The 23,491-nt window shown below is 74.5% G+C and carries 18 protein-coding genes; 8 read left to right on the top strand and 10 right to left on the bottom strand.

The window, feature by feature from the left end; genetic code table 11:
• Window positions 1–7: 7 nt before the first annotated feature.
• Window positions 8–1,600, bottom strand: a complete 1,593-nt coding sequence (locus tag GC157_00365; protein ID MBI1375927.1) for a hypothetical protein — start codon at window positions 1,598–1,600, stop codon at window positions 8–10.
• A 908-nt stretch (window positions 1,601–2,508) separates the two neighbouring features.
• On the opposite strand from GC157_00365, the gene GC157_00360 reads away from it, so the two are divergent.
• From GC157_00360 to GC157_00345, 4 genes are all read left to right on the top strand, one after another.
• A complete protein-coding gene (locus tag GC157_00360) occupies window positions 2,509–4,395 on the top strand; it encodes a phosphotransferase (GenBank protein MBI1375926.1) in 1,887 nt (628 codons plus the stop codon).
• 91 nt (window positions 4,396–4,486) lie between these two features.
• Window positions 4,487–5,299, top strand: coding sequence for a polysaccharide deacetylase family protein (locus tag GC157_00355; protein MBI1375925.1), 813 nt, complete (start codon window positions 4,487–4,489; stop codon window positions 5,297–5,299).
• On the top strand, window positions 5,292–6,644 hold the full coding sequence (locus GC157_00350; protein ID MBI1375924.1) for a glycosyltransferase: 1,353 nt from the start codon (window positions 5,292–5,294) through the stop codon (window positions 6,642–6,644). The genes GC157_00355 and GC157_00350 overlap by 8 nt, the downstream gene beginning before the upstream one ends.
• An 18-nt stretch (window positions 6,645–6,662) precedes the next feature.
• Entirely contained in the window at window positions 6,663–7,979 is a 1,317-nt protein-coding gene (locus GC157_00345; GenBank protein MBI1375923.1) for an oligosaccharide flippase family protein, read from the top strand.
• A 10-nt stretch (window positions 7,980–7,989) separates the two neighbouring features.
• Here the strand turns inward: GC157_00345 and GC157_00340 are convergent, their stop codons facing one another.
• The 5 genes from GC157_00340 to GC157_00320 form a co-directional block, all read right to left on the bottom strand.
• Window positions 7,990–9,108 (bottom strand): glycosyltransferase, encoded by a 1,119-nt coding sequence (locus tag GC157_00340; GenBank protein MBI1375922.1) that lies wholly within the window; start codon window positions 9,106–9,108, stop codon window positions 7,990–7,992.
• Complete coding sequence (locus GC157_00335; GenBank protein ID MBI1375921.1) at window positions 9,105–10,442, bottom strand: hypothetical protein; 1,338 nt, start codon at window positions 10,440–10,442, stop codon at window positions 9,105–9,107. The genes GC157_00340 and GC157_00335 overlap by 4 nt, the downstream gene beginning before the upstream one ends.
• A 124-nt stretch (window positions 10,443–10,566) precedes the next feature.
• Window positions 10,567–11,538, bottom strand: coding sequence for a glycosyltransferase (locus GC157_00330; protein MBI1375920.1), 972 nt, complete (start codon window positions 11,536–11,538; stop codon window positions 10,567–10,569).
• Window positions 11,535–12,497 carry a glycosyltransferase gene (locus GC157_00325; protein ID MBI1375919.1) on the bottom strand — a complete coding sequence of 321 codons (963 nt, stop codon included), beginning with the start codon at window positions 12,495–12,497 and terminating at the stop codon, window positions 11,535–11,537. The genes GC157_00330 and GC157_00325 overlap by 4 nt, the downstream gene beginning before the upstream one ends.
• Before the next feature lie 423 nt (window positions 12,498–12,920).
• Window positions 12,921–13,784 carry an Fpg/Nei family DNA glycosylase gene (locus GC157_00320; GenBank protein ID MBI1375918.1) on the bottom strand — a complete coding sequence of 288 codons (864 nt, stop codon included), beginning with the start codon at window positions 13,782–13,784 and terminating at the stop codon, window positions 12,921–12,923.
• A gap of 51 nt (window positions 13,785–13,835) precedes the next feature.
• Between GC157_00320 and GC157_00315 the strand changes: the two genes are divergently transcribed.
• Window positions 13,836–14,036: a hypothetical protein gene (locus tag GC157_00315; protein ID MBI1375917.1), complete on the top strand. Its 201-nt coding sequence runs from the start codon at window positions 13,836–13,838 to the stop codon at window positions 14,034–14,036.
• A 33-nt stretch (window positions 14,037–14,069) separates the two neighbouring features.
• Here the strand turns inward: GC157_00315 and GC157_00310 are convergent, their stop codons facing one another.
• Complete coding sequence (locus GC157_00310) at window positions 14,070–14,525, bottom strand: ribose-5-phosphate isomerase (protein ID MBI1375916.1); 456 nt, start codon at window positions 14,523–14,525, stop codon at window positions 14,070–14,072.
• Window positions 14,526–14,737: 212 nt separating this feature from the next.
• Between GC157_00310 and pepN the strand changes: the two genes are divergently transcribed.
• Window positions 14,738–17,293, top strand: coding sequence for an aminopeptidase N (gene pepN / locus GC157_00305; GenBank protein ID MBI1375915.1), 2,556 nt, complete (start codon window positions 14,738–14,740; stop codon window positions 17,291–17,293).
• Window positions 17,294–17,338: 45 nt separating this feature from the next.
• Here pepN and GC157_00300 read toward each other — a convergent pair whose 3' ends face one another.
• From GC157_00300 to malQ, 3 genes are all read right to left on the bottom strand, one after another.
• Window positions 17,339–17,728 (bottom strand): DUF5130 family protein, encoded by a 390-nt coding sequence (locus GC157_00300; protein MBI1375914.1) that lies wholly within the window; start codon window positions 17,726–17,728, stop codon window positions 17,339–17,341.
• Entirely contained in the window at window positions 17,715–18,080 is a 366-nt protein-coding gene (locus GC157_00295) for a hypothetical protein (protein MBI1375913.1), read from the bottom strand. The genes GC157_00300 and GC157_00295 overlap by 14 nt, the downstream gene beginning before the upstream one ends.
• 64 nt (window positions 18,081–18,144) lie before the next feature.
• Window positions 18,145–20,265 carry a 4-alpha-glucanotransferase gene (gene malQ, locus GC157_00290; GenBank protein ID MBI1375912.1) on the bottom strand — a complete coding sequence of 707 codons (2,121 nt, stop codon included), beginning with the start codon at window positions 20,263–20,265 and terminating at the stop codon, window positions 18,145–18,147.
• 136 nt (window positions 20,266–20,401) lie between these two features.
• Here malQ and GC157_00285 point away from each other — a divergent pair, with 136 nt between their 5' ends.
• Window positions 20,402–22,480 carry a prolyl oligopeptidase family serine peptidase gene (locus GC157_00285; protein MBI1375911.1) on the top strand — a complete coding sequence of 693 codons (2,079 nt, stop codon included), beginning with the start codon at window positions 20,402–20,404 and terminating at the stop codon, window positions 22,478–22,480.
• Window positions 22,481–22,546: 66 nt separating this feature from the next.
• Window positions 22,547–23,461, top strand: a complete 915-nt coding sequence (locus tag GC157_00280; GenBank protein MBI1375910.1) for a mechanosensitive ion channel — start codon at window positions 22,547–22,549, stop codon at window positions 23,459–23,461.
• Window positions 23,462–23,491 lie beyond the last annotated feature (30 nt).

The following is a 23,491-nucleotide window of genomic DNA, read 5'->3' as shown; positions in this document are numbered from 1 at the left end:
CGCGGGATCAGGTGGCGCGCAGGAGCATCCCGGCCGAGGTGAACGTCTGCTGCGGCCCGGTCGTCGACGGCGTCACCGTCGAGTCGACCGACACCAGGTGCACGACCTGGTTGCCGCGCGCGTCGGTCTGGTACACGGCACCGGGGGTGCTGCCCTTTCGCACCCACGACGGGATCGCGAGGTAGCCCACGTAGGCCTCGTGCGTCGACGTCGGAGCCAGGGTGGGGTACGTCGGGCTCGAGGTGGACACCCCGGTGTCGACCCGCCCCGTCGCGTCGAGGGACCACACGGTGGCGGCTCCCGACGAGGACGCGAGCTCCTGCACGTCGACCGAGGTGGCGCTCTGGGAGCTGCCGGTCGCCGAGCCGGATCCGTAGGTGACGGTCAGCGACGTGGCGCCGGGCGAGGAGACGACGCCCCACCACAGCTCGACGCCGTGGGTGCCGTCACGGGTGTAGAAGGCCGACGCGCGCTGCCAGGCCGTGACGCCGCCGCCGCTCACCGAGGAGACGAGGAATCCCTTGCCCCAGGCGAACTTGGTCTCGATCGCCAGGGTCAGGACGTTCCCGGCGGCGCGAGGGCGCACCTGCACGGTCTCGGTCGCCAGAGATGGCTGGTTGGTGTGCGTCACGAGCGACCCGACCGCGCTGACGGTCGCCGGCCCCGGAGGCGGCGCGGGGCTCGAGGTGCTCGGGCTCGGTGCCGGGCTCGACGTCGAGGGGCTCGGGGCGGGGCTGGACGTCGTCGGGCTCGGGGCCGGGCTCGAGGTGGTGGGGCTCGGCGCCGGGCTCGACGTGGTCGGGCTCGGGGCGGGGCTCGACGACGTCGGGCCGGGCGACGGCGCGTCGGCCGCCGCGCGCAGCAGCATCCCGATCGAGGTGAAGGTCTGCGAGGGGCCGGTCGTCGACGGCGCCAGGGTCCCGGACACCGACGTCGCGTAGACGACCTGGTTGCCGCGGGCGTCGGTCTGGTAGACGACGCCGGGGGTGCTGCCGCGGTAGACCCACGAGGGGATCGCGAGGTAGCCCACGTAGACCTCGCCGGCCGAGGCGGCCGTCAGGGCGGGGTAGGTCGGCACGGTCGTCGTCGTGCCGTCGTCGACCCTGCCCGCGACGTCGAACGACCACGAGGCGGAGCTGCCCGCGCTGGAGGAGAACTCCTGGACGTCGACCGACGTCGCGCTCTGGGAGGTGCCGGCCGTGGCTCCGGCGGTGTAGGCGACGGTGAGCGGCTGCGTGCCGGTCGTCGTGACGACGCCCCACCACAGCTCCTGGGCGTGCGTCCCGTCGATCGTGAGGAATCCCAAGGCTTTCTGCCACGTCGCGACACCGCCGCCGCTGATCGAGGCGCCGGTGAAGGCGGGCGTGCCCACGAACTTCGTCTCCACGGCCACGGCGAGGAGGTTCCCGACGCCGTGCGGGGCCACGGACACGGTCTCGGTCGCCAGGGCCGGCTGGTTGGTGTGCACCACGAGGCTGCCCACCGAGGCCACGGCCACGGGCGCGGGGTCGGCGGCCTGCACGGGGGCGGTGGCCGCAGCGAGCCCGACCCCGCCGATCGCGGTGGCCGCCACGGCGACGGCGGCGACGTGGCGCAGCACGGAGACGGGACGACCGGCGTGACGCGGACCCGGGGGCGGCGCGAGATGACGCGGAGGACGTGACGCCCGGTGACCTTCGACCCGCAGCTCGTTCATGCTGACACCCCGGTTCCCCTGCCCGTTCGTACGACGTCGGATGCCCGCCCGTCGCCGTACGCAGCCAGCGTATGCCCGCGACGCCCGTGCACGGGTCGTCCGACGTGACGATGCGCCACCGTCCGACCGGGCAGTACGGTCCCCGGCACGACCGTGCCACCCACCCACCCGCCCGACCGCCCGCTCCGCGCGCGACCGGCCCACCGGTGCTGACACACTGACCGCGCTTGCAGCGCACACGAGGGGGGTGCCGACGATGGCGACCGGGCAGCCGTCGCGCCACCCGGGCCCACCGGGCCGGCAGCGGTGATCCATCCACTCCTCGGCGACCTGTTCGCCCACCTCGACACCGACGGCGTGCGCTGGTGCCTGCTGCGCCTCCCCGCTGTCCCCGAGGCACCCACGGGCGACGTCGACGTCCTGGTGTCACCCTCGGATCTCCTTACGTTCCAACGCATCGCGCAGGAGCACGGCTTCGTCCCGGTTCCCGGGTGGGACAGCGCGCCGACGCTGCTGATGATGGCTCTCGACCGCCCGACGGGACGGTTCCTCCTGCTCGAGGTGACCGACCGGATCGTCTTCGGGCACGGGCTCGCCACGGGGCACACGGCGACCGTCCTGGGTCGCACCCGCGGCGAGGACGGCGTGCGCCTGCCCGGCGCGGACGACGAGTTCTGGCTGCTCGTGCTGCACTGCCTGCTCGACACCGGCGCCGTGCCCGACAAGTACCGCGAGCGGCTGCGGTCGCTGGCGCCCGGCGCCGTCGACGACGGTGAGCTCGGGCGTGTCGTGACGGCCCACGCCCCGCCGGCGTGGTCGGCGCACCGTGTGCGCACGAGCGCGGAGCGTGGCGAGTGGGGCGCGCTGACCACGCTCGCACCGCAGCTCGCCGAGTGGTGGCGGCGCGACCGCTCGCCGCGCCAGCGGCGCGCCGACGTCGCGGCCCGCGCGCGCCGCCGCCTCCGCGCGCCCGCCCTGCTGCCGCGCCGCTACGGGGTCAGCGTCGCGCTCCTCGGTCCCAACGGCGCCGGCAAGTCCACGCTGCGCCGCGCGATCGAGGAGTCCTGGCCCCTGCCGGTCGACAGCGTCTACATGGGCCTGTGGAAGAGCGGCGACGGCAGCGTGCGCGAGCACCCCGTCGTGGCGCCGCTGCTCCGGGTGCCCACGGCGTGGTCGCGCTGGCTGCGCGGCACCTCGTCGCGGCTGCGCGGGCGGCTCGTCGTCTACGACCGCTACGTGCACGACGCCCGCATCCCGCCGGCGCCGCCCCTGGTCACCCTCAAGCGCGCGTACTTCTCGGTGCTGGCGCGCAGCGTGCCGGACGCCGACGTCGTCGTCGTGCTGACGCTGCCGGCCGAGGTCGCGCACGAGCGCAAGCCCGAGGACTCGCTGGAGTCGGCGCGCCGCGAGGAGGCCGAGTACCGGCTGCTCGGCTCGGTCATCCCGCGCGCCGTCGTGGTCGACGCCGCGCGACCCGCGGCCGAGGTCCGCACCGAGGTGCTCGCGACCCTGTGGGACCGCACGCTCGCCCGCTGGCGCGCCCTGCCGTCGGGCCCCGTGCGTCCGGTGCCGCCCGCGCCAGCGGACGGCGAGCCGCTCGGTGCGGCCCGGTGATCCGGCCCGAGCCCCCGGCCTACCTCGCGGACGCCGACCCCGCGAGTGGACCCGCCACGCCGGTGCGGCCCTGGTCGTCCCGCGCGCGCGCCGCCCTCGACGCCGCGCTCGGACTGGTGCCGTCGGCGCTGGCCGCCGTCCCGCAGGCCGATCCGCGCGCCGGCGGCTGGGAGGTCCTCGACGCGGACTGGACGAGCACGGGCACTGCCGTGGTGCGCCTCGGGCCGCCCGGCGGGCAACCCGTGGCGCTGCTGCGGATCTCACCGAGCGGGGCGGCCCGGCTGCCCCACGAGACCCGTGTGCTGCACGAGCTCGCGGCCGCGAAGCTGCCCGCACCCATCGCCGCCGCGCTCCCCCGCCGCCTCGCGGCCGGCACGGTGTCCGGCAGCGCCTACGCGGTCGACGCGCTGGTCCCCGGCGTCCCCGCGGACACGCTCGAGACCGACGCGGAGGCCTGGGCCGCCGTGTCGGGGACGACGGTCGGGCTCCTCACGTCGCTGCACCAGGCCACCGCCACCCGCATCGTCTGCGACGACGACCAGCTGCACGCGTGGGTGGACGCCCCCCTGGACGTGCTCGCCCAGGGTGCGGCGCGGTGGCACCTGCTGGCGCCGACGTCGCGGATCGCCGCCCTCCGCGAGCGGCTGCGCGCAGCGCTGCGCGGCGTCGTGGTCGAGGCGGGCTGGGTGCACGGCGACCTGTGGTCGGGCAACCTGCTCGTGGACCCGTCCACCCGAGCGGTCACCGGCGTCGTCGACTGGGACCTCGCGGCCTCGCCCGACCTGCCGCTGCTCGACGTCCTGCACCTGCTGCTGCACCACCGCCGCGCCGTCTCCGGTCAGGAGACCGGTCAGGTCGTCGCCGACGTCGTCCGGGGCCGGGCGTCATGGGACGCCCACGAGCGCGCCCTGCTGGACCGCAGCCGGTGGTGCCTGCCCGACGGGGGACCGGCCGACGAGGACCTGGTGCTGCTCGCCTGGTTGCGGCACGTCGCCGCGATCTCGCTTCAGCAGAGGCGCTACGTCGCCCACTCGGTGCGCGCCTGGGAGCTACGCAATGTGCATCGCGTGCTACGCATCGTGTGACGCGAGGGCACGGCGACGGCCCCGATCCCCTGGCGCCATCGGATGTTCAGCCGACGTTCATCAACGCCCGCCCCGACCTAGACTCGCGACTGTGGCTGGGGAGCACGCGGGCGCTGGTTCGGCGTACCCGCGCGCGGTGCGCAGCGCCCCCGGCGCCGCGACGGCCGTGCCCGTGCTGCTCTACCACGACGTCACCGACGAGCCCGGCGATCCCTACGCCGTCGACCATGCGACGTTCCTTCGGCACATGCGTGCCGTCGCCGCCTCCGGGCGCGACCCGCTGACCGTCGACCATTACGCCGACGCGCTCGCGGGCCGCGCGCCGATGCCGTCGCGACCGGTGCTGGTGACCTTCGACGACGGCTACCCCGAGTTCCCCCGCGCCGTCGACTCCCTGGCACGTGCCGGCGTCGCGGCCGCCACCGTGTACGTCACGACGGGCGAGGCGGGGACGCCGGGCCGCGTGCGCTGGGCCGACCTCGCCGCGCTGCCGGAGTGGGTCCAGGTCGGAGCGCACAGCCGCACCCATCCCCAGCTCGACGTGCTGCCCCGGTCCCGTCTCCTCGACGAGGTCGCCGGCTCCCGCGACGACGTCGAGCAGCGCCTGGCCCGCCCGTGCACCTCGTTCGCGTACCCGCACGGCCACCACGACCGGTCGGTCCGCTCCGCCGTCGTCGAGGCCGGCTTCGCCTCCGCCTGCGGGGTCAAGAACGCCCTCTCCCACCCGCACGACGACGTGTTCGCCATCGCCCGCGTCACCATCACGCGGACGACGGGAGACGACGAGCTGGCGCAGTACCTCGAGGGCACCGGAGCCCCGATCGCGTGGAAGCGCGAGCGCCTGCGCACCAAGGGATTCCGCTACTACCGACGCGCCCGGTCGAGGGTGGGGGCCCATGCCTGAGCTGCCCGACGGCCCGGTGTGGCTGGCCACGGTCGACCTCGTGGGCGACGCCGTCCACGACGACGTCGTCGTGCCCGCGGCGAACGCGTCGGGCGAGCCCTACGAGGCCGTGCGCCTGCTGGTGCGCGTGCACGGGCACCCCGTCGGCGAAGTCGTGGTCCCGTGCCGCGACGGCCGGGCCGCGGCGGACGACGTGCAGCGCGAGGTGCGCCGGCGCCTTGGCGCCGCCCTCGACGCGCACCTCGAGGCCGACGGCCTGGCCGCGGCCGACGTTGACCTGCGTGCCGACCCTCCCGACTGCACCTGGTCCGCGCGGCTCGACGCGCTGGGCACCGGGACCCCGCTGGTGAGCGTGGTGCTCGCGACCTTCCGACGGCCCGAGCGGCTCGCCCGCACGCTGCGCACGCTGACGGCCCAGACCTGGCCGCAGCTGGAGATCGTGGTGGTCGACAACAGCCCCTCGACCCCGGGGGCGCGGGAGGCCATCGACTCGGTCGGCGACCCTCGGGTGCGCCTGCTCGAGGAGCCGGAGCGCGGCGCGTCGCGCGCCCGCAACACCGGTCTGCGCGCCGCCCGCGGCGAGTACGTCGCGTTCACCGACGACGACGTCGACGCCGACCCGGACTGGGTCGCCAACCTCGTCGTCGAGCTGCTCGCCGACGACGGCACCGCGTGCGTGACCGGGCTGATCCTGCCGGCGTCCCTCGACACCGAGGAGCAGCGCACGTTCGAGAAGTTCGGCGGGTTCTCCAAGGGCTTCGCGCCGCGCGTGTTCGCCCTGACCGACACCGACCACGGGCCGCTGTTCCCCTACACCGCCGGGATGTTCGGGTCCGGCGCGTGCTCGGCGTTCCGGCGCGACGTGCTGCTCGAGCTCGGCGGCTTCCCCGTCGACCTCGGCCCGGCCACCGCCGCGCGGGGCGGCGAGGACCTCAGCGCCTACCTGTCCGTGCTGTTCGCGGGCTACCGGCTGCGCTACCAGCCCGCGGCGCTCGTGCGGCACGAGTACGCGCCCGACTCCGCGGCGCTGGCGCGCCAGGTGTTCGGCTACGGCCTGGGCATCAGCGCCATGATCACGCGCCGCGCGCTGGCCTCCCGGTCCGAGCTGCGCGCGGTGCTGCGCGCCGTCCCCACGGGGATGTCGTACGTGCTGTCGGGCGACTCCCCCAAGAACGCGGGGAAGCGGACGGGCTACCCGCGCGGGCTCATGGTGCGGGAGGTCGCCGGCATCGTGTGCGGGCCTGCCGCGTACCTCGTCAGCCGACGTCGGGTGCGCGCCCTGGGCGCGGCCCGCACCGGCTCAGCGGACGGTCGCGAGCAGCGGACCCCGGCGGCCACGTCGTGACTCGTTACCGTGGTGGGCGTGGCCGAGGCTGAGCCCGGGACGACCGACCCGGACGCCCGCGCGCGCGGAGGGGGGCTACCGCTGGCGCGGTGGCTCCGCCTCGGCGAGCGCAGCCACCTCATGCGCAACTCGTTCTACCTCATGGCCACCACGGCGGTGTCCGCCGCCGCCGGCTTCGTGTTCTGGGTGGAGGCCGCGCGGCTGTACTCCCCCACCGAGGTGGGCGAGGCGAGCGCGCTGCTGTCGGCGGTGAGCCTGTTCACGTACTTCAGCCTCCTGGGCTTCAACTCCACCCTCATCCGGTTCCTGCCCTCGAGCGCCGACCCGGGCCGGCTCGTCGGCACCGCCCTCGTGGTGGTCGCCCTGGCCGGGGCGCTCATCGCGGTCGTGGGCGGCCTGGTGCTCCCGCGGGCCGCCCCGGACCTGCGGCACGTCCTCGACACGTCATGGCGCGCGCCGCTGTTCGTCCTGCTGACCGCGGGCGCGAGCGTCAACCTGCTCACCGACTCGGTGTTCGTGGCCCGTCGCCGGACCGAGTACAACCTGCTCGTCGACGGCGTGCTCATGGGCGTCGTGCGCGTGGCGCTGCCCGTGCTGCTCGTCGCGGTGGGCGCGTTCGGGATCTTCCTCTCGCACACCCTCGCGGCCACGGTCGCCGCCGTCGCCAGCATCTGGCTGATCCAGCGCCGGCTGGGCATCCGGATCCACCGCGGCCTCTCGCGCGACCTCATCCGCGAGACCTACCGCTACTCCGGCGGCACCTACCTCGCCGGCGCGCTCAACCTCGTGCCTCAGCTCGTGCTGCCGCTCGTGGTCCTGCGGGCGTTCGGGCCGGTGGACGCGGCGCTGTACTTCGTGGCCTTCCAGATCGCGAACCTGATCAACGCCATCGGGTTCGCCGTGGGGCAGTCGACCTTCGCGGAGGGCAGCCACGACTCCGCGCACCTGCGCCAGCTGGCACTCACCTCGGCCCGCGCGATCGCGTCGCTCATGGTCCCCGCGATCCTGGTCGTGTCGCTGGTGTCCGGCCCCGTGCTCTCGCTGTTCGGCCCGACCTACGCCGACAGCGGCCGGCCCCTGCTGATCGTGCTCTCGGTGTCGGCGCTCGGCGTCGCCTTCAACTCGTGGTCCGGCGTCCTGCTCAAGATCACCGCGCAGCTGGGCTGGCTCACCGCGGCCAACGCCGCGTTCTGCGTCGTGGCGCTCGGCCTCGCGCTGATGGCCGACGAGCACGAGCTGCTGTGGGTCGCCTGCGCGTGGGGCCTGGCCAACGTCGTGGGCGGCCTCGTGGGGCTGCTCGGCGTGCTCGCCGGGCGACGGGCGCGCGCCGCCTGACGCTGCGGGCTCAGCCGCGCCGCGAGACCCGGGGGCGCGAGGCCGCCTCGGTCGTGACGAGGGCGCCTTCGAGCCCGTCGACCATGCGGTCGAAGGAGAAGCGCTCGCCCACCCAGGCCGCGCACTGCTCCCCCAGCCCGGGACGCTGCTCGCGCCAGTCGAGGTACTGCGAGATCCGCTCGGCCAGGCCGGCCGGATCGCTCTTGTCCACCAGCAGGTCGGACATCGGGCCGCAGAGGATCTCGGGCATGCCGCCGGACCGCGACCCGATCACGGGGCGGGCGGTCGACATCGCCTCGATGAGCACGCGGCCGAACGGCTCCTCCCACACCGACGGCGCGACCACGAGGTCGGCGGCGTGCAGCACGGGGACGACGTCGGCACGCGGGTCGAGCCAGATGACGTCGGGCGGCTGGTTCGCGCGGATGGCGAGGTCACGCTGGGGGTCCGGGTTGCTGCCCATCACGACCAGGCGCGCGTGCGACGGATCGGGGGCCAGCCGGCGCCACGCGTCGAAGAGCACGTCGACGCCCTTGATGGGGTCGAGCCGGCCGTAGTACAGCGCGATCCGCACGTCCTGGGGCAGGCCGAGGGCCTCCCGAGCGGCGCGCATGGCGGCGACGTCGCCCGGGGGGTAGTCGTCGGCCGCGACGGCGTTGTGCAGGACCTCGAGCCGCTCGGCCGGCACGCCGTCCTCGACGTAGACGGACTTGAGGTACTCCGACACCGCGAGGTAGTGCGGGACGCCGGACTTCAGCACCGCGGGCAGGTGCCATCGCAGCTTGTGGTGGAAGTGGACGAGCAGGCGGGCGCCCGCCGCGCGGCTGACCACCTGCGCCCACGCGATGTACTCCGGCCGGTTCAGCCACAGCACGTCGGCCGGCCGGTTCCACACGGCGCGGGAGGCCTGCATCGACGACCGGGTCATCGAGAACGGCTTGAGCGGCTCCATCGAGGCGACCTGGTGCACCTCGGCGAACTGCTCCCACTGCGCGCGCAGCGGGCCGTCGACCTCGAAGAACACGCGGATCTCGTGGCCGCGCTCGGCGAGGGCGCGCGAGGCCTGGAGCACCCCCACCTCGACGCCGCCGACCGGCTGGAACGACCAGGCCGGCACCAGGACCCTCATCGGTCGCTCCAGGGCAGGGCGCCGTTCTCGGCGTCGAGCGCCTGGAGGCTGGCGTGCTCGCTGCTGAGCTCGCGCAGGCGCCGCACGAGGAACGGCGAGCAGGCGATCGCGACGATGATCTCGGACACCAGGTAGGCCACGCCGATGCCGTTGAGACCCAGGCGGCCGAGCAGCACCACGGACCCGACAATCGTGATGAGCGAGGCGCTGCCCTGCACCAGTGCCAGGGTCCACAGCCGGCGGTCGAGCCAGAGCAGGGTCCCGTAGAGCACGACCGGCGCGGAGAACGGGAGCGCCAGGGCGAACAGCCGCACCAGCCCGGTGGAGTTCTCGGCGTACGCGGAGCCCAGGATCGACAGCGCGAAGGGTGCGAGCAGCAGCAGCAGGACGGTGGCCAGCAGCACCGCGCCGAGCCCGAGCGAGATCGCCTTGCGCAGCAGCACCGCGGCGTGCTGGTCGCTGCGCTCGCTCTCGACGACGAGGGCGGACGACACGTTGCTGAGCATGATCGACACGACGCTGAGGATGAGCCACGGGACGGAGAAGTACGCCGCCTGCTCGAGACCGAGGACGTGGGCCACGAGGAGCGGCAGCACCAGCGTGACCGCGGAGGACAGCATGCGCCGGACGTACTCGGCGGCCGCGTAGCTGACCACGGCCCGGCCCCGCGGGAACGCCGACTCGCCCTGCACCACGTCGGAGCCGGCCCGCAGCACCACGGCGACCAGGTAGACGGTGACCCCGATGACGGCCAGGAGCACCGGCAGCACCCAAGCCATGATGATGCCGTTGACCGAGATCAGGCTGAGCCCCACCACGACCAGGACGACCTTGGCCACCGAGAACGCGATGTTCTCGACGAGCACCGCCGGCGCGCGGCCCAGCCCCGTGAGCACCGCGTCCTGGAGCGCGAACACCACGAAGAGCACGACCATCGCGACGAAGAAGACCCGCTGCGACGTGGAGTCGGGGATGTACGCCGAGCCCAGCCCGAGCGCGACGAACCCCGACGCGACGACGAGCCCGGTGACCGCGGCCACGGCGTAGGCCCGCGCGATGATGACGCGGGTGCGGTTCCCGGCGGTGGCCAGGAACCGGATCATGATGGCCGACAGGTAGTCGCCGCTGAACCCGCCGAGGACGGTGGCGGCCGAGATCGTGGTGGTGGCGCGTCCGACGTCGGCGTCCGGGTAGTGGCGCGCGGCGAGGGTCCAGAAGAGGAGCCCGAGGACGGCGGTGACGCCGGTGGTGGCCACGAGGGACCCCGCGTTGCGGACCAGCCGGTCGCCGGTGCGCGGGGGCACGTCCCCGACGCCCTGCTCCGTCACGGTCACGCGTCCTCTCCTCGGCTCGCGGCGCGACGCACGGCCGCCCGTCCGGGCTCGAGGCTCCGGCGCGACGACGCTAGCAGCAGCCCGACGGGCTCGCCCACGCGCACGGGCCAGGACGGACGGGGTGTCACCCGGTCGTGGCGGCGGGCTCGGACAGGGTCGAGCTCCCGCGCAGCCGGACGGAGAGGTAGCCGGCTCCGGTGGCGGCCAGGCCCACGGGGACCAGACCCGCCCGGGCCGCGCCGTAGCCGTCGCCGCGCAGCGCCGAGCGCAGGTGGGCGAGCATGCCCCGCGGGAGCACCCGGGTGGCGTAGGCCCGCTCGCTCGACAGGCCGTCGGCCGCCCCGACGCGTCCGGAGAGCACCGCCTTGCTGCGGCCCTCGTGGTAGCACCGGCTGACGAAGTAGGAGACCTTCTGGCGCTGCACCGGGACGAGGTGGTCCACCTGGGCGGTCGTGTCCCGCAGGATCACCGCGCCCGGGTCGGCCTGGCGCACCCGGATGGCGAGGTCGGTCTCCTCGCAGCCCACCGGCAGCGTGCCCACGCGCCCCACGAGCTCGGAGAACCCACCGACGGAGACCAGCGCGCTGCGCCGCACGGCCATGCTGGCGCCGATCGGGTTGCGGATCGGCTCGCCGTCGCCGGGCAGGCCGATGTAGTCGCAGCCCACGACCCAGCCGAACTCGGGCGGGAACCAGCGCGGTGCCGCGCCACCCTCCCAGGCCGGCCGGATCGAGCCGCCGACGGCGACCACGGCCGGGTCGGTGAAGCGGGCCCGGTAGGCCTCGACCCAGCCCGGCGCCGGGCACGCGTCGTCGTCGAGGAACACCACGACGTCGCCCGACGCCGCCGCGACCCCGGTGTTGCGGCCGCCGGACAGCCCGCGGGCGCCGGCGTTGGGGATCGCGGTCACGCCGAGCTCGTCGCGCACCCGCTCGAGGAGGGCGTCGTTGTGGTCGACGACGACGAGCAGCTCGTCACCCGCACGGAGCTGGGACCGGGCCGCGTCGATGCCGGCCGCGAGCTCGGCCCAGCGCAGTGCGGTGTAGGTGCAGACCAGGACGGTGACGGTCGGCCCGGAGGCTGACGCCTGCGTCACGCAGTCTCCTCCGTGATGGCGACGGACTCGTCGGCCTCGGACTGCACGGGCTCGCGCAGCCGCACGACGTCGGCCTCGCGCTCGCGCAGGTCGATGACCACCTCGCGCTGGACCGGGACGTCGGACTCGGCCCGGCGCTCGGCGCCCCCGACGGCGAGGGCCTCGAGCTCTGCGAGGGCCGCGCGCTTGGTCTTCATACGCGTGCGCTCGCTGAAGATCGTGCGCAGCACGCGGAAGCCGTCGCGGACGGCGTGGAGGTTGGACTCGCCGAAGATGCGCAGGCGCTCGACGCTGGGCACCTCCGTGATCCGCAGCCCCGCGGCGGCGACCCGGCAGTTGATGATCGTCTCGATCTCGAAGCCGTCGCCCCACAGCTTGCCGCCCTCGACGTCCGGGATGGACGGGTCGGCGAGGTCGAGCACACCGACGATGTCGCGCCAGAAGGCGTTGTAGCCGTAGCAGAGGTCGGTGTAGCGAGTGCCGAACGACACGTTCGTCGTGGTGTTGAGGAACCAGTTGCCCATCTTGCGGATGCGCGTGATGTCCTCGCTGCCGCCGTTCTTGACGAACCGGGTGCCCTTGGCGAAGTCGGCGCCCTCGACCAGCGCGGCGACGAAGCGCGTGATCTCACGCGGGTCGGCCGAGCCGTCGGCGTCGAACATCACCACGATGTCGCCGGTGGCGGCCATGAAGCCGCACGCGAGGGCGTTGCCCTTGCCACGGCGGGTCTGCTGCACCACGCGGATGTCCGGCATGACACGCCGGGCGGTCTCGATGGTGCCGTCGGTGGAGTGGCCGTCCACGAGAATGACCTCGTGCACCTCCGGAAGCTCCGGCAGGACGACCTCGAGGTTCTTCGCCTCGTTGCGCGCCGGCACCACGATGCTGACGCGTGGCGTGCGGCTCCGGTTCGGACGCTCCCCGGCATCGAACTCGGACTTGATCGACCACGTGCTCATCAGCTTCTCCCATCCCGGCGCGTCGGCCTGCCCAGGGCCATGCGGTGCCTGTCGCCTGCCCGGCGAACCCCCAGCACCATGCGCACGGTGAGTAATCGTAGCGGCAGTGAGTGTCCGCGAGGTTTCCACCAAACGACTGATTCCCCCTTCATATCTGATACTCAGCGCGACATTCTCGGTCGCCGACTGATCACGGAGAGTCACAGGATCCCCCAGGTGGCGGCATGATCACCGTCGTCGCGCTGTGCCGCTGCGGACACCCCGAGGAGATGCACGAGCACTACCGCCCCGGACGTGACTGCGGGGCCTGCGGGCCGACGGTCTGCCCGCGCTACTCACCCGACCACGGGATCCGCGTGGTCGACGACACGGTGTCCGTAGTACGTGCTGCCGGATGGCTCGCCCGCCTGCTGCCGAGGCGGCTCAGACCTGGCAGCCGGGGCACCAGAACAGGCGACGGCCGCTGAGCTCGCGGGCCGCCACGGGGGTCGAGCAGCGCACGCAGGCCCGGCCCTCGCGCCGATAGACGTACGTGCCCGTCTCCCGGCGCCGGCGGCGCATCGCCAGCGTGTCGTCGCCGCCGTCGAGCTCCGGGTCGTCCGCGGGCGGCCGGTCGGCGTCGAGGGCGGCCAGGCGCGCGACGTCGGCACGGGTGACGGTGACGATCCGCCCGCGGCGCACGCCGTCGCGCATGAGCACCCGCAGGTCCTCCCACATCGCGTCGAGGACGTCCGGTGCGACTTCGCGGCCCTCGCGGAACGGCGAGACCCGGTGCCGGAAGAGCAGCTCGGCCCGGTAGATGTTGCCCACGCCGGCCACGACGGACTGGTCCATGAGCAGCGTCGCGACAGGCGCCCGGCTGGACGTCACGCGCCGCCGCATGGGCTCGGGCCCGACGTCGCGGCGCAAGGGGTCCGGCCCGAGCCGGGCCAGCACGGCACGACGTCCCGCCGGCTCGAGCACCTCGCAGGCGGTGGGGCCACGCAGGTCGGCGTAGCTCGTGTCGCCCTCGAGCCGCAGGCGCAGCGCGCCCTGCGGGGCCGGCGCCGGCAGGGGCGCGGTCAGGAAGGTGCCGTAGAGCCCGAGGTGGACGTGCACGACGTCGCGGGTGCCGAGGTGCAGGAACAGGTGCTTGCCCCAGGCCTCGGCGCGCTCGAGGACATGGCCGTCGATCCTGGCCGCGCCGTCGGAGAACCGGCCCTGGGGGCTGCTCGCGCGCACCGGGCGCCCGCCGAAGTCGCGCGCGAGGCCGCGCGCGAGCCGGTGGATGCTGTGTCCCTCGGGCACCTCGCCCTCCTCCTCCTTCGGTCCGTGCGGCCGCAGGCGTACCGTCGTCGCGTGCCCCGGCCCTCCGACCCGCGTCGCGACGACGAGCACGTCGACGACCGCGCGCTCGACCGGCTCGCCGACCGCGGTCCCTCGCGCGTGGGCGTCGAGGGCGCGATGCGCGCCCGCGACGTCTCGCGCCCCGCCCCGGCGGCGCTCGCCGCGGCCGGCAGGTCGGTCACGGTGCGACGGGCCCGCCAGGTCGAGCGCTGAGGCGCTCCCCCGCCGGGCGCCGCACCGCGCCGGTCAGACCGACCCGGTGGTCTCGTAGGCCGACACCTGCGCGATCCGCCGGACGTGCCGGGGGTCCTGGCTGAAGGGCGTGCCGACGAACGCGTCCACGATGTCGAGCGCCGTCTGCCGGTCGTGCATGCGCGCCCCGAGGCCCGCCACGTTGGCGTCGTTGTGCTCGCGCGCCAGCGTGGCGGTCTCCACCGACCAGGCCAGCGCGGCGCGGACCCCGACCACCTTGTTCGCCGCGATCTGCTCGCCGTTGCCCGACCCGCCGATGACGAGTCCGAGGCTGCCCGGGTCGTCGGCGACCGCCCGCGCCGCGGCGATGCAGAACGCCGGGTAGTCGTCGGCGGCGTCGTAGGTGTCGGCGCCGTGGTCGACGACCTCGTGGCCCTGCGAGCGCAGGTGGTCGGCGAGGGCTGCCTTGAGCTCGAACCCGGCGTGGTCGGCGGCGAGGTGTACGCGCATGCGCGCATCGTGCCAGGCCCGGGTCCGGCCGGACGACGCCCCCGGCGACCTCCTCCTCCCGATGGCGGACCGCCGTCCGCCCCCGCCCCAACAGCAGCGGCGGATCCGCCGCCCCGTGCGAGGATGTCCGGGCCCGGCGGTCGACCGCGGGCGGACCAGCGCGTCATCCGGAGGATCCCGGCCGCGCGCCCCACGACGAAGGAGCCCGACCGGTGCCCGACACCAACATCACGCGTGCCGAGGCGCGCGAGCGCTCGGCGAACGTCCGGGTGACCCGCTACGAGGTCGAGATCGACCTCACCCGCGCGTCCGCCGAGGACTCGGCCACCTTCCCGAGCACCACCACGGCGCGGTTCACCGCGACCCCGGGGTCAAGCACCTGGATCGACCTCGTCGCGCCGGGTGTGCGCCGCGCGGTGCTCAACGGCACGGACCTCGACGTCACGACGTTCACCGGCACCCGCCTCCCGCTGCCCGGCCTCGCGGCCGACAACGTGCTCGTGGTCGAGGCCGACTGCGCCTACATGCGCACCGGCGAGGGCCTGCACCGCTTCGTCGACCCGGTCGACAAGTGCGTGTACCTCTACTCGCAGTTCGAGGTCGCCGACGCCCGCCGCGTCTACGCCTGCTTCGACCAGCCCGACCTCAAGGCCGAGTTCGCGCTCACGGTGACCGCGCCCGACGACTGGCAGGTGGTCTCCAACGCGGCCACGCCGCAGCCCGAGCCGGACGACGCCGCGATGGCGGTGTGGCGCTTCGACCCCACCCCGCGGCTCTCGACGTACGTCACGGCGCTCGTCGCCGGTCCCTACCACGTGGTGCGCGACGAGTACGCCGGCCCGCACGGCACCTACCCGCTCGGCGTGTTCTGCCGGCAGAGCCTCGCCGAGCACCTCGACGCGGACGAGGTGCTCACGGTCACCAAGCAGGGATTCGAGTTCTTCGAGTCGGCGTTCGGCACGGCGTACCCGTTCGGCAAGTACGACCAGCTGTTCGTCCCGGAGTTCAACGCCGGCGCGATGGAGAACGCCGCGTGCGTGACCATCCTCGAGGACTACGTCTTCCGCAGCCGCGTGACCGACTACTCCTACGAGCAGCGGGCCAACACCGTGCTGCACGAGCTCGCGCACATGTGGTTCGGCGACCTCGTCACCATGACGTGGTGGGACGACCTGTGGCTCAACGAGTCGTTCGCCGAGTGGGCCTCGCACCACGCCAACGTCTCCGCCACCCGCTACCGCGACGCCTGGACCACGTTCCTCATCGTGCGCAAGGGCTGGACCTACCGCCAGGCGCAGCTGTCCTCCACCCACCCGATCGCCGCCGACATGGTCGACCTCGAGGCGGTGGAGGTGAACTTCGACGGCATCACGTACGCGCAGGGCGCGGCGGCCATCCGCCAGCTCGTCGCCTGGGTGGGCGAGAAGGAGTTCCTCGACGGCCTCAACGCCTACTTCGCCACGCACGCCTGGGGGAACACCCAGCTCTCCGACCTGCTCGGCGAGCTCGAGCGCTCCAGCGGGCGCGACCTGTCGACGTGGTCCGGCTCGTGGCTGGAGACCGCCGGCGTCACGACGCTGCGGGCCGAGGTCGAGCTCGGCGCCGACGGCACCTACTCCGGCGTCACGATCGTGCAGGAGCCGCCGTCCTCGCCCGAGGGGATCGCGCCGATCCTGCGCCCGCACCGCATCGCCATCGGCCTCTACGACGTCGTCGACGGGTCGCTCCGGCGTGGCCGGCGCATCGAGGTGGACGTCGTGGGGGCGCGCACCGAGGTGCCCGAGCTCGTCGGCGTCGCCCAGCCGGACCTGCTGCTCCTCAACGACGACGACCTCACCTTCGCCAAGATCCGGCTCGACGAGCGCTCGCGCCGCACCGCGGTGGAGTCCATGGCGACGCTGCAGGACTCGCTCGCCCGGGCGCTGATCTGGGCGGCCTGCTGGGACATGGTGCGCGACGCCGAGATGCCGCTCGGCGACTTCCTGTCGCTGGTGGAGTCGGGACTGCCCACCGAGTCCGACATCAACGTCGTCACCACGCTGCTCGCCCAGGTGCGCACCGCCATCGAGGTCTACTCCGGCGTCGGCAGGCGCGAGGGCTACCGCGACCGCTGGGCCGCCGCCGCCCTGGGCCTGCTGGCCGGCGCCGACCCCGGCAGCGACCTCCAGCTCAGCTTCGCCCGGGCGTACGCCGCCGCCGCGCGGACCCCGGAGCACGCCGCCGTCGTCCGCGGGTGGCTGTCCGGCGACGCTCCCGTGGGGCTGTCGGTCGACACCGACCTGCGCTGGACCCTGCTCCAGCGGCTCGTCGCGCTCGGCGCGGCCGACCCCGAGGAGATCGAGACCGAGCTGGTGCGCGACGACACCGCGACCGGCCGGCGCCAGGCCGCCACGGCCCGCGCCGCCGTCCCGACCCGGGAGGCCAAGGAGGAGGCGTTCGCCGCCGCCGTCGACAGCGACGAGCTGCCCAACGCGATGCTGCTCGCCACCGTCGCCGGGTTCAGCCAGTCCGACCACCGCGAGCTCCTGCGCGGCTTCGTGGACCGGTACTTCGACGCCGTGCCGCGCGTGTGGGAGACCCGGACCAACGAGACGGCGCAGACGATCGTGCTCGGGCTCTACCCGGCCTTCCTGGTGGAGCCCGCGACGCTCGAGCTCACCGACCGCTTCCTGGCCCGCGACGACGTGCCCCCGGGGGCGCGCCGCCTCGTGCGCGAGGGGCGCGACGGCGTGGAGCGTGCCCTGCGCTGCCAGGCGCTGGACTCCTGAGAGTTCCGCCCGCGACTGCGCGCCGCGGGCGGGCCGCCAGGCCGGTCAGGCCCGGTCGAGGTGCAGCACGCGCTGACGACGGCCGTGGTCGGCGATCACCTGGAGACCGTTGACCAGGCCGCCCACCAGGTCGCCCGCGGTGAACGACGACGTCATGGCGAGCGCGGCCAGGCCGCACGAGCGGTCGCTGAGCTGGGACGCGGCCCGGGTGCCGGTGACGATCTCGAGCGCGCGCGCACCGGGGTCGACGGCCACCACCACGGTGTCGGCCGCCGCCGTCCCCTCGGCGACGAGCAGCGCCTCGGCGCCGGCCCGGCCGTCGGCCAGCGGGCCGAGGTGCAGGCGGATCCGCAGGCCGGTCGCGGCCTCGGTCGCGACGATGGACTGCTGGAGGCGGGCCCGCTGCGCGGCGGAGAGCGCCTCACCAGGTGGCACTGGTGCCCCCGGTCTCGTCGGACTCGGCGTCGGTCTCCCGGCCGGCCGACGCGATGGCCGCGCGGTCGGCCTCGCCCTCGCCGCCCATGACCACCGGCGTGCCGCTCCACGCGTCGCCGGAGTCGGTGCGTCCCGACCGCGTCCACGACGGCGCGGAGACCAGCAGGTAGATGAGCGCGATCACGAGCAGGGGGATCCCGCCGAAGACCAGCACCGCCTGCCCCGCCGACATCGCGCCGTCCGAGGCGGTGTTCGAGGAGTCGGCGGCCGACGCGGGCCCCGCGAGCGCCAGCGTGACGAGGGCTGCGACGCCGGTGACGGTCAGGGCTCGGGTGCTCGCGCGTGGTCGCATGTCCGCGATCCTACGGCGCGGCCCCGGCGCCGGTCCGCGCAGGCGGGCGGCACCGCGCGAACTCTCAGCCGGAGACGGCCGAGACGAGCCGGCGCAGGAGCGGGATCGTCGGCAGGTCGTCGAGGAGCACGGGCTTGCCGGTGGCGTCGGTGAGCGGCACGCGCCAGTTGGGGTACTCCTGGTCGGTGCCCGGCTGGTTCTGCGCCCGGCGGTCGCCCACCGCGTCCGCGAGCGACACGCCCAGCAGCCGCGACGGGGTCATCGCGAGGTAGCGGTGCAGCGCCTCGACGACGTCATCCGTGCTCGCGCCCTCGCGCAGCAGACCGGCGCCGCGCAGCGCGTCCATCCACCGCGCGAGGTCGCGCTTGTGGTCGGTCAGCTCCTCGTCGTAGGTGGTCGCGAGCAGCCCGAGCTCGTGGCGGAGGCGCACGTGCTCGCCGTCGAGGAAGCCGGCGGTGGGCGGCAGGTCGTGCGTCGTGACGCTCGCGAGAGTGAGCTCGCGCCAGCGCTCCGGGGGCAGCGGGCCGCCGTCGTGGTCGGCCTCGAACCAGAGGATCGACGTGCCGAGGATGCCGCGGTCGCGCAGGAACTCCTGCACCCACGCCTCCACGGTGCCGAGGTCCTCGCCGATGACCACTGCCCCGGCGCGCTGCGCCTCGAGCGCGAGGATGCCCACCAGGGCGTCGTGGTCGTAGCGCACGTAGGTGCCTTTGTCCGCGCGCATGCCGCGCGGGATCCACCACAGCCGGAACAGCCCCAGGACGTGGTCGATGCGGATGCCGCCCGCGTGCCGCAGCACGGTCCGCAGCATGTCGCGGTAGGGGATGAACGCCTGCTCGGCCAGCGCGTCGGGCCGCCACGGCGGCTGGGACCAGTCCTGGCCGATCTGGTTGTACATGTCCGGCGGCGCCCCGACCGCGACGTCGGCGGCCAGCACGTCGCGCAACGCCCACGCGTCGGCGCCCTCGGGGTGCACGCCGACGGCGAGGTCGTGCATGACGCCGATCGCCATGCCGGACTCGCGGGCCGTCTCCTGCGCGGCGGCGAGCTGCTCGTCGAGGACCCACTGGAGCCACTGGTGGAACTCCACGCGGTCGGCCAGCTCGACCCGCGCCTTCTCCGCCGCCGGCCCGTGCGCGTCGGCCAGCTCCTCCGGCCACGCGGCCGGCTCGCCGTGCTCGTCCCCGAGGGCGCACCACAGGGCGAAGTCCGCCAGGCCCTGGCCCTCGCGCCGCACGAAGGCGTCGTAGGCGGCCTGTCGGCCCGGCGTGCGCGGCACGAGACGGACCAGCTCGAGCGCCGCCCTCTTGGCCGCCCACACCGGGTCGCGCTCGAGGAGGTCGGCCGTGGTGTCGGCCGGGCGCACCGTCGCCGCGAGCTCGGCCACCCGTTCGCGGCCGGGCTCGGGCAGGTAGGCGTACTCGGGCACGTCCTCGACCCGCAGGTAGACAGGGTTGGCGAAGCGGCGCGTGACCGGCAGGTAGGGCGAAGGGGCCATCGGGGGGACGGGCGAGGCCGCGTGCAGCGGGTTGACGAGGAGGAAGTCGGCGCCGAGCTCGCGCCCCGTCCACGAGCACAGGTCGGCGAGGTCGGCGACGTCGCCGAGCCCCCACGACCGGCTCGACCGCACCGAGTAAAGTTGGGCCGCGAAGCCCCACCCGCGGTGGGACCGCAGCGCCTCCGGCAGCTCGAGCCCGCGCGGGGTGACCACGAGCACGGTCTCGGCACGCGAGGTGCTGCCGTCGTCCGCGGCGAGCTCGGCGTGCAAGCGGTGCCAGCCGGTCGGCAGGTCGGTGGGCAGCGCGAAGGTGGCCTCGCCCACGAGCCGGCCGTCGACCTCGACCGGCTCCACCCAGCGGTCGACCTGCACCACGTCGGAGCGGGTGCCGCCATCCTCGAGCTCGACGTGCAGGCGGGCGGCGTCCCCGTGCGGCAGGTGCACCCAGCACTGCGCGGGGTCGCCCTGCCGCGCCACGAACACCGGCGGAAGTGTCCTGCGCCAGTCGCGCATCCGGCGCTCGGCCAGGGCCGCGGCGATGGATGCCGGCGTCGTCGCGTCCACGCCGAGCGCGGCCAGCACGGCGACCACCGTCTCCTCGCCGACGACCTGGTGGGCACCGGCCTGGTCCCAGAACTCGGTCGCGACGCCGTACGCCGCCGCGAGCGCGGCGAGATCACTGCTCACCGGGTCATCTTGGCGGCAACCGGGGGGCGTGACCACCCTCGCGTCCGCCCGATGTAACCGCTGTCAGGAGCCCGGGTGGCCGGGCACCGGCCCCCGGCGGTCCGGGACGGCGTCCTCGCCCGCCTAGGGTGTCGCCGTGCCGACCTACCCCGACGCCCCCCGGCTCGACCTGGCCGACGACTACGCCGGCGTGAGCGTGCCGGACCCCTACCGCTACCTCGAGGACCCCGACGACGAGCGCACCCGGGCCTGGGCGGCGGCGCAGCGCGAGCTGCTGGAGGAGGAGCGGGCCGGCTGGACCTCGCGCGAGCGGTTCCGCGAGCGGCTCACGGCGCTCACCGGCGCCGGCGTGGTCTCGCCGCCCTACTTCCGCCGCGACCGCACCTTCTTCATGCGCCGCGAGGGCGACCAGCAGTTCGCGGTGCTGTGGACCGTCGACCCGGACGGCTCCGAGCGGGTGCTCCTCGACCCCATGGAGCTGGACCCCAACGGCCTGACCACCCTGGACCACTGGCAGCCGAGCAAGGAGGGCGACCTGCTCGCCTACCAGCTCTCGGAGGGCGGCACGGAGGAGTCCGTGCTGCGCGTCATGGACGTCGCGACCGGGGAGGTCGTGGACGGGCCGATCGACCGCACCCGCTACTCCCCCGTGGCCTGGCTGCCGGGCGGCGAGGCCTACTACTACGTGCGCCGGCTCGCCCCCGAGCTGCTGCCCGCGGACGAGCGGCAGTTCCACCGCCGCGTGTACCTGCACCGGCTGGGCACCGACCCGGCCGACGACGTCGAGATCTTCGGCGCCGGCCGCGCCGTCACGAGCTACTTCGGCGTCAGCGTGAGCGTGGACGGGCGCTGGCTGCAGGTCACCGGGCAGGAGGGCACGGAGCCGCGCAACGACCTGTGGCTCGCCGACCTCACGACCTCGCCCGCCGAGGCGCCGCAGCTGGTCGAGGTGCAGGTCGACGTCGACGCCAACGTCTCGTTCCACATCGGCCGCGACGGGCTGGCCTACGTCGGCACCGACCGCGACGCGCCGCGCGGCCGGATCGCCGTCGTGGACCCCACCACCCCGACCGCCGAGCACTGGGTCGACCTCGTGCCGGAGGACGACGAGGCGGTGATCGAGGACCTCGCCATCGCCGACGGCGATGATCTGGACGCGCCGCTTATGCTCGTCGCCCGCACCCGCCACGCCGTGGGCGAGCTGACGGTGCACGACCTCGCGACCGGCGAGCTGCGCGCGACCGTGCCCCTGCCGAGCGTCGGGACGCTGGGCGGGCTGGTGGAGCGCCCGGACGGCGGCCCGGTGGTGTGGTTCGTGCACACCGACCACACCACGCAGCCCCACGTCTACGCCTACGACGCCCGCACCGGCGAGGTGACGCTGTACGCCTCGCCGCCCGGCACGGTGGAGGTGCCGCGCATCTCGGCCAGGCAGGTGGCGTTCACCTCCGCCGACGGCACCACGGTGCGCATGTTCGTGCTGTCGCCGGCCGAGGAGCCCGACCGGCCCAGGCCCACGATCCTCTACGGGTACGGCGGCTTCGGGATCTCGATGGCCCCGGGCTACTCCGCCACCGCGCTCGCCTGGGTCGAGGCGGGCGGCGTCTACGCCGTGGCCTGCCTGCGCGGCGGCGGGGAGGAGGGCGAGGACTGGCACCGCGCCGGCATGCTCGCCCACAAGCAGAACGTGTTCGACGACTTCCACGCCGCGGCGGAGTGGCTCGTGGCGGGCGGGTGGACCACGCCGGAGCAGCTGGCGATCAACGGGGGCAGCAACGGCGGCCTGCTCGTCGGCGCCGCGCTCACCCAGCGCCCGGAGCTCTACGGCACCGTGGTGTGCGCCGCCCCGCTGCTGGACATGGTCCGGTACGTCACCTCGGAGCTCGGCCGCACCTGGACCGTCGAGTACGGCGACCCGGCGGACCCGGAGGAGCTGGGCTGGCTGCTGGGCTACTCGCCGTACCACCACGTGCGGGAGGACACGGCGTACCCGGCGACGCTGTTCATGGTCTTCGACAACGACACCCGGACCGACCCGATGCACGGGCGCAAGATGTGCGCGGCCGTCCAGCACGCCACGTCCTCCACCCGGCCGGTGCTCATCATGCAGCAGGCCGACGTGGGGCACGGCACCCGCTCGCGCGACCGGGCGATCGACGAGGCCGCGGACATGCTCGCCTTCACGGCGCGCTGGACCGGCCTGGACGCCGGGTAGTCTCCGGCCGTGGTGCACACGCTCGTCCTGGCCGGTGCGGCCGAGCCCACCTGGTGGCAGACCGCGCTGGCCAACGTGACCGTCTACGGCGTCGCCGTGGTGCTCACCATCGCCGTCTCCGTGCTCATCTGGTGGCTGCTCATCCGCCTGATCCGCCGGGTGACCGACAACGCGAAGCAGAAGCTCAAGCAGGAGCGGCCCGGCCAGATCCGCAGCGCCGAGCACACGGCCGAGCTCACCGACGTGCTGATGTCGGCCCGCCGCGAGCAGCGGGCCGAGGCGCTCGGGCAGCTGCTGCGCAGCATCACGACGTTCACCATCGCCAGCCTCGCCGTGCTCATGCTGCTCACGGAGCTCGGCGTCGACCTCACGCCGATCCTGGCCAGCGCCGGGGTGCTCGGCGTGGCGCTCGGCTTCGGCGCCCAGACCATGGTGAAGGACTTCCTCTCGGGCATCTTCCTCGTGCTGGAGGACCAGTTCGGCGTGGGCGACTTCGTCGACCTCGGCCCGGCGACCGGCGTCGTCGAGGAGGTGACGCTGCGGGTCACGCGGCTGCGCGACCTCAGCGGCGTCGTCTGGTACGTCCGCAACGGCGAGGTGCTGCGCGTCGGCAACCGGTCCCAGGGCTGGACCCTGGCCATCGTCGACGTCCCGATCGCCTACAACGAGGACCTCGACCGGGTCCGCCGCATCGTCGAGCAGGTCGGGGCGGCGATGGACGCCGATCCCGCCTACGACACGATCCTGTTCGGCACCCCGGCCTTCGCCGGCGTCGAGAGCGTGAGCGGCGACGCGGTGTTCATCCGCGTGACCGCCAAGGCGGCACCGGACCAGCAGCTGTCCGCGGCCCGCGCGCTGCGCGAGCGGCTCAAGCTCGCCTTCGACGAGGCCGGCGTGCGCGTGCCCGTCCTCGTGCGGCAGAACCTGCCCGGCACCCCGCCGGGCGCCCCCGGCAGCGGTCCGTCCGGCCCGCGCATCTGAACCGGCCCCGGCAGGCGGGCCGGGGCGAAC

The organism is Frankiales bacterium (assembly GCA_016125335.1).
Classification (GTDB): Bacteria; Actinomycetota; Actinomycetes; order S36-B12; family CAIYMF01; genus Longivirga.
This window is presented reverse-complemented; position numbering and strand designations above follow the sequence as displayed.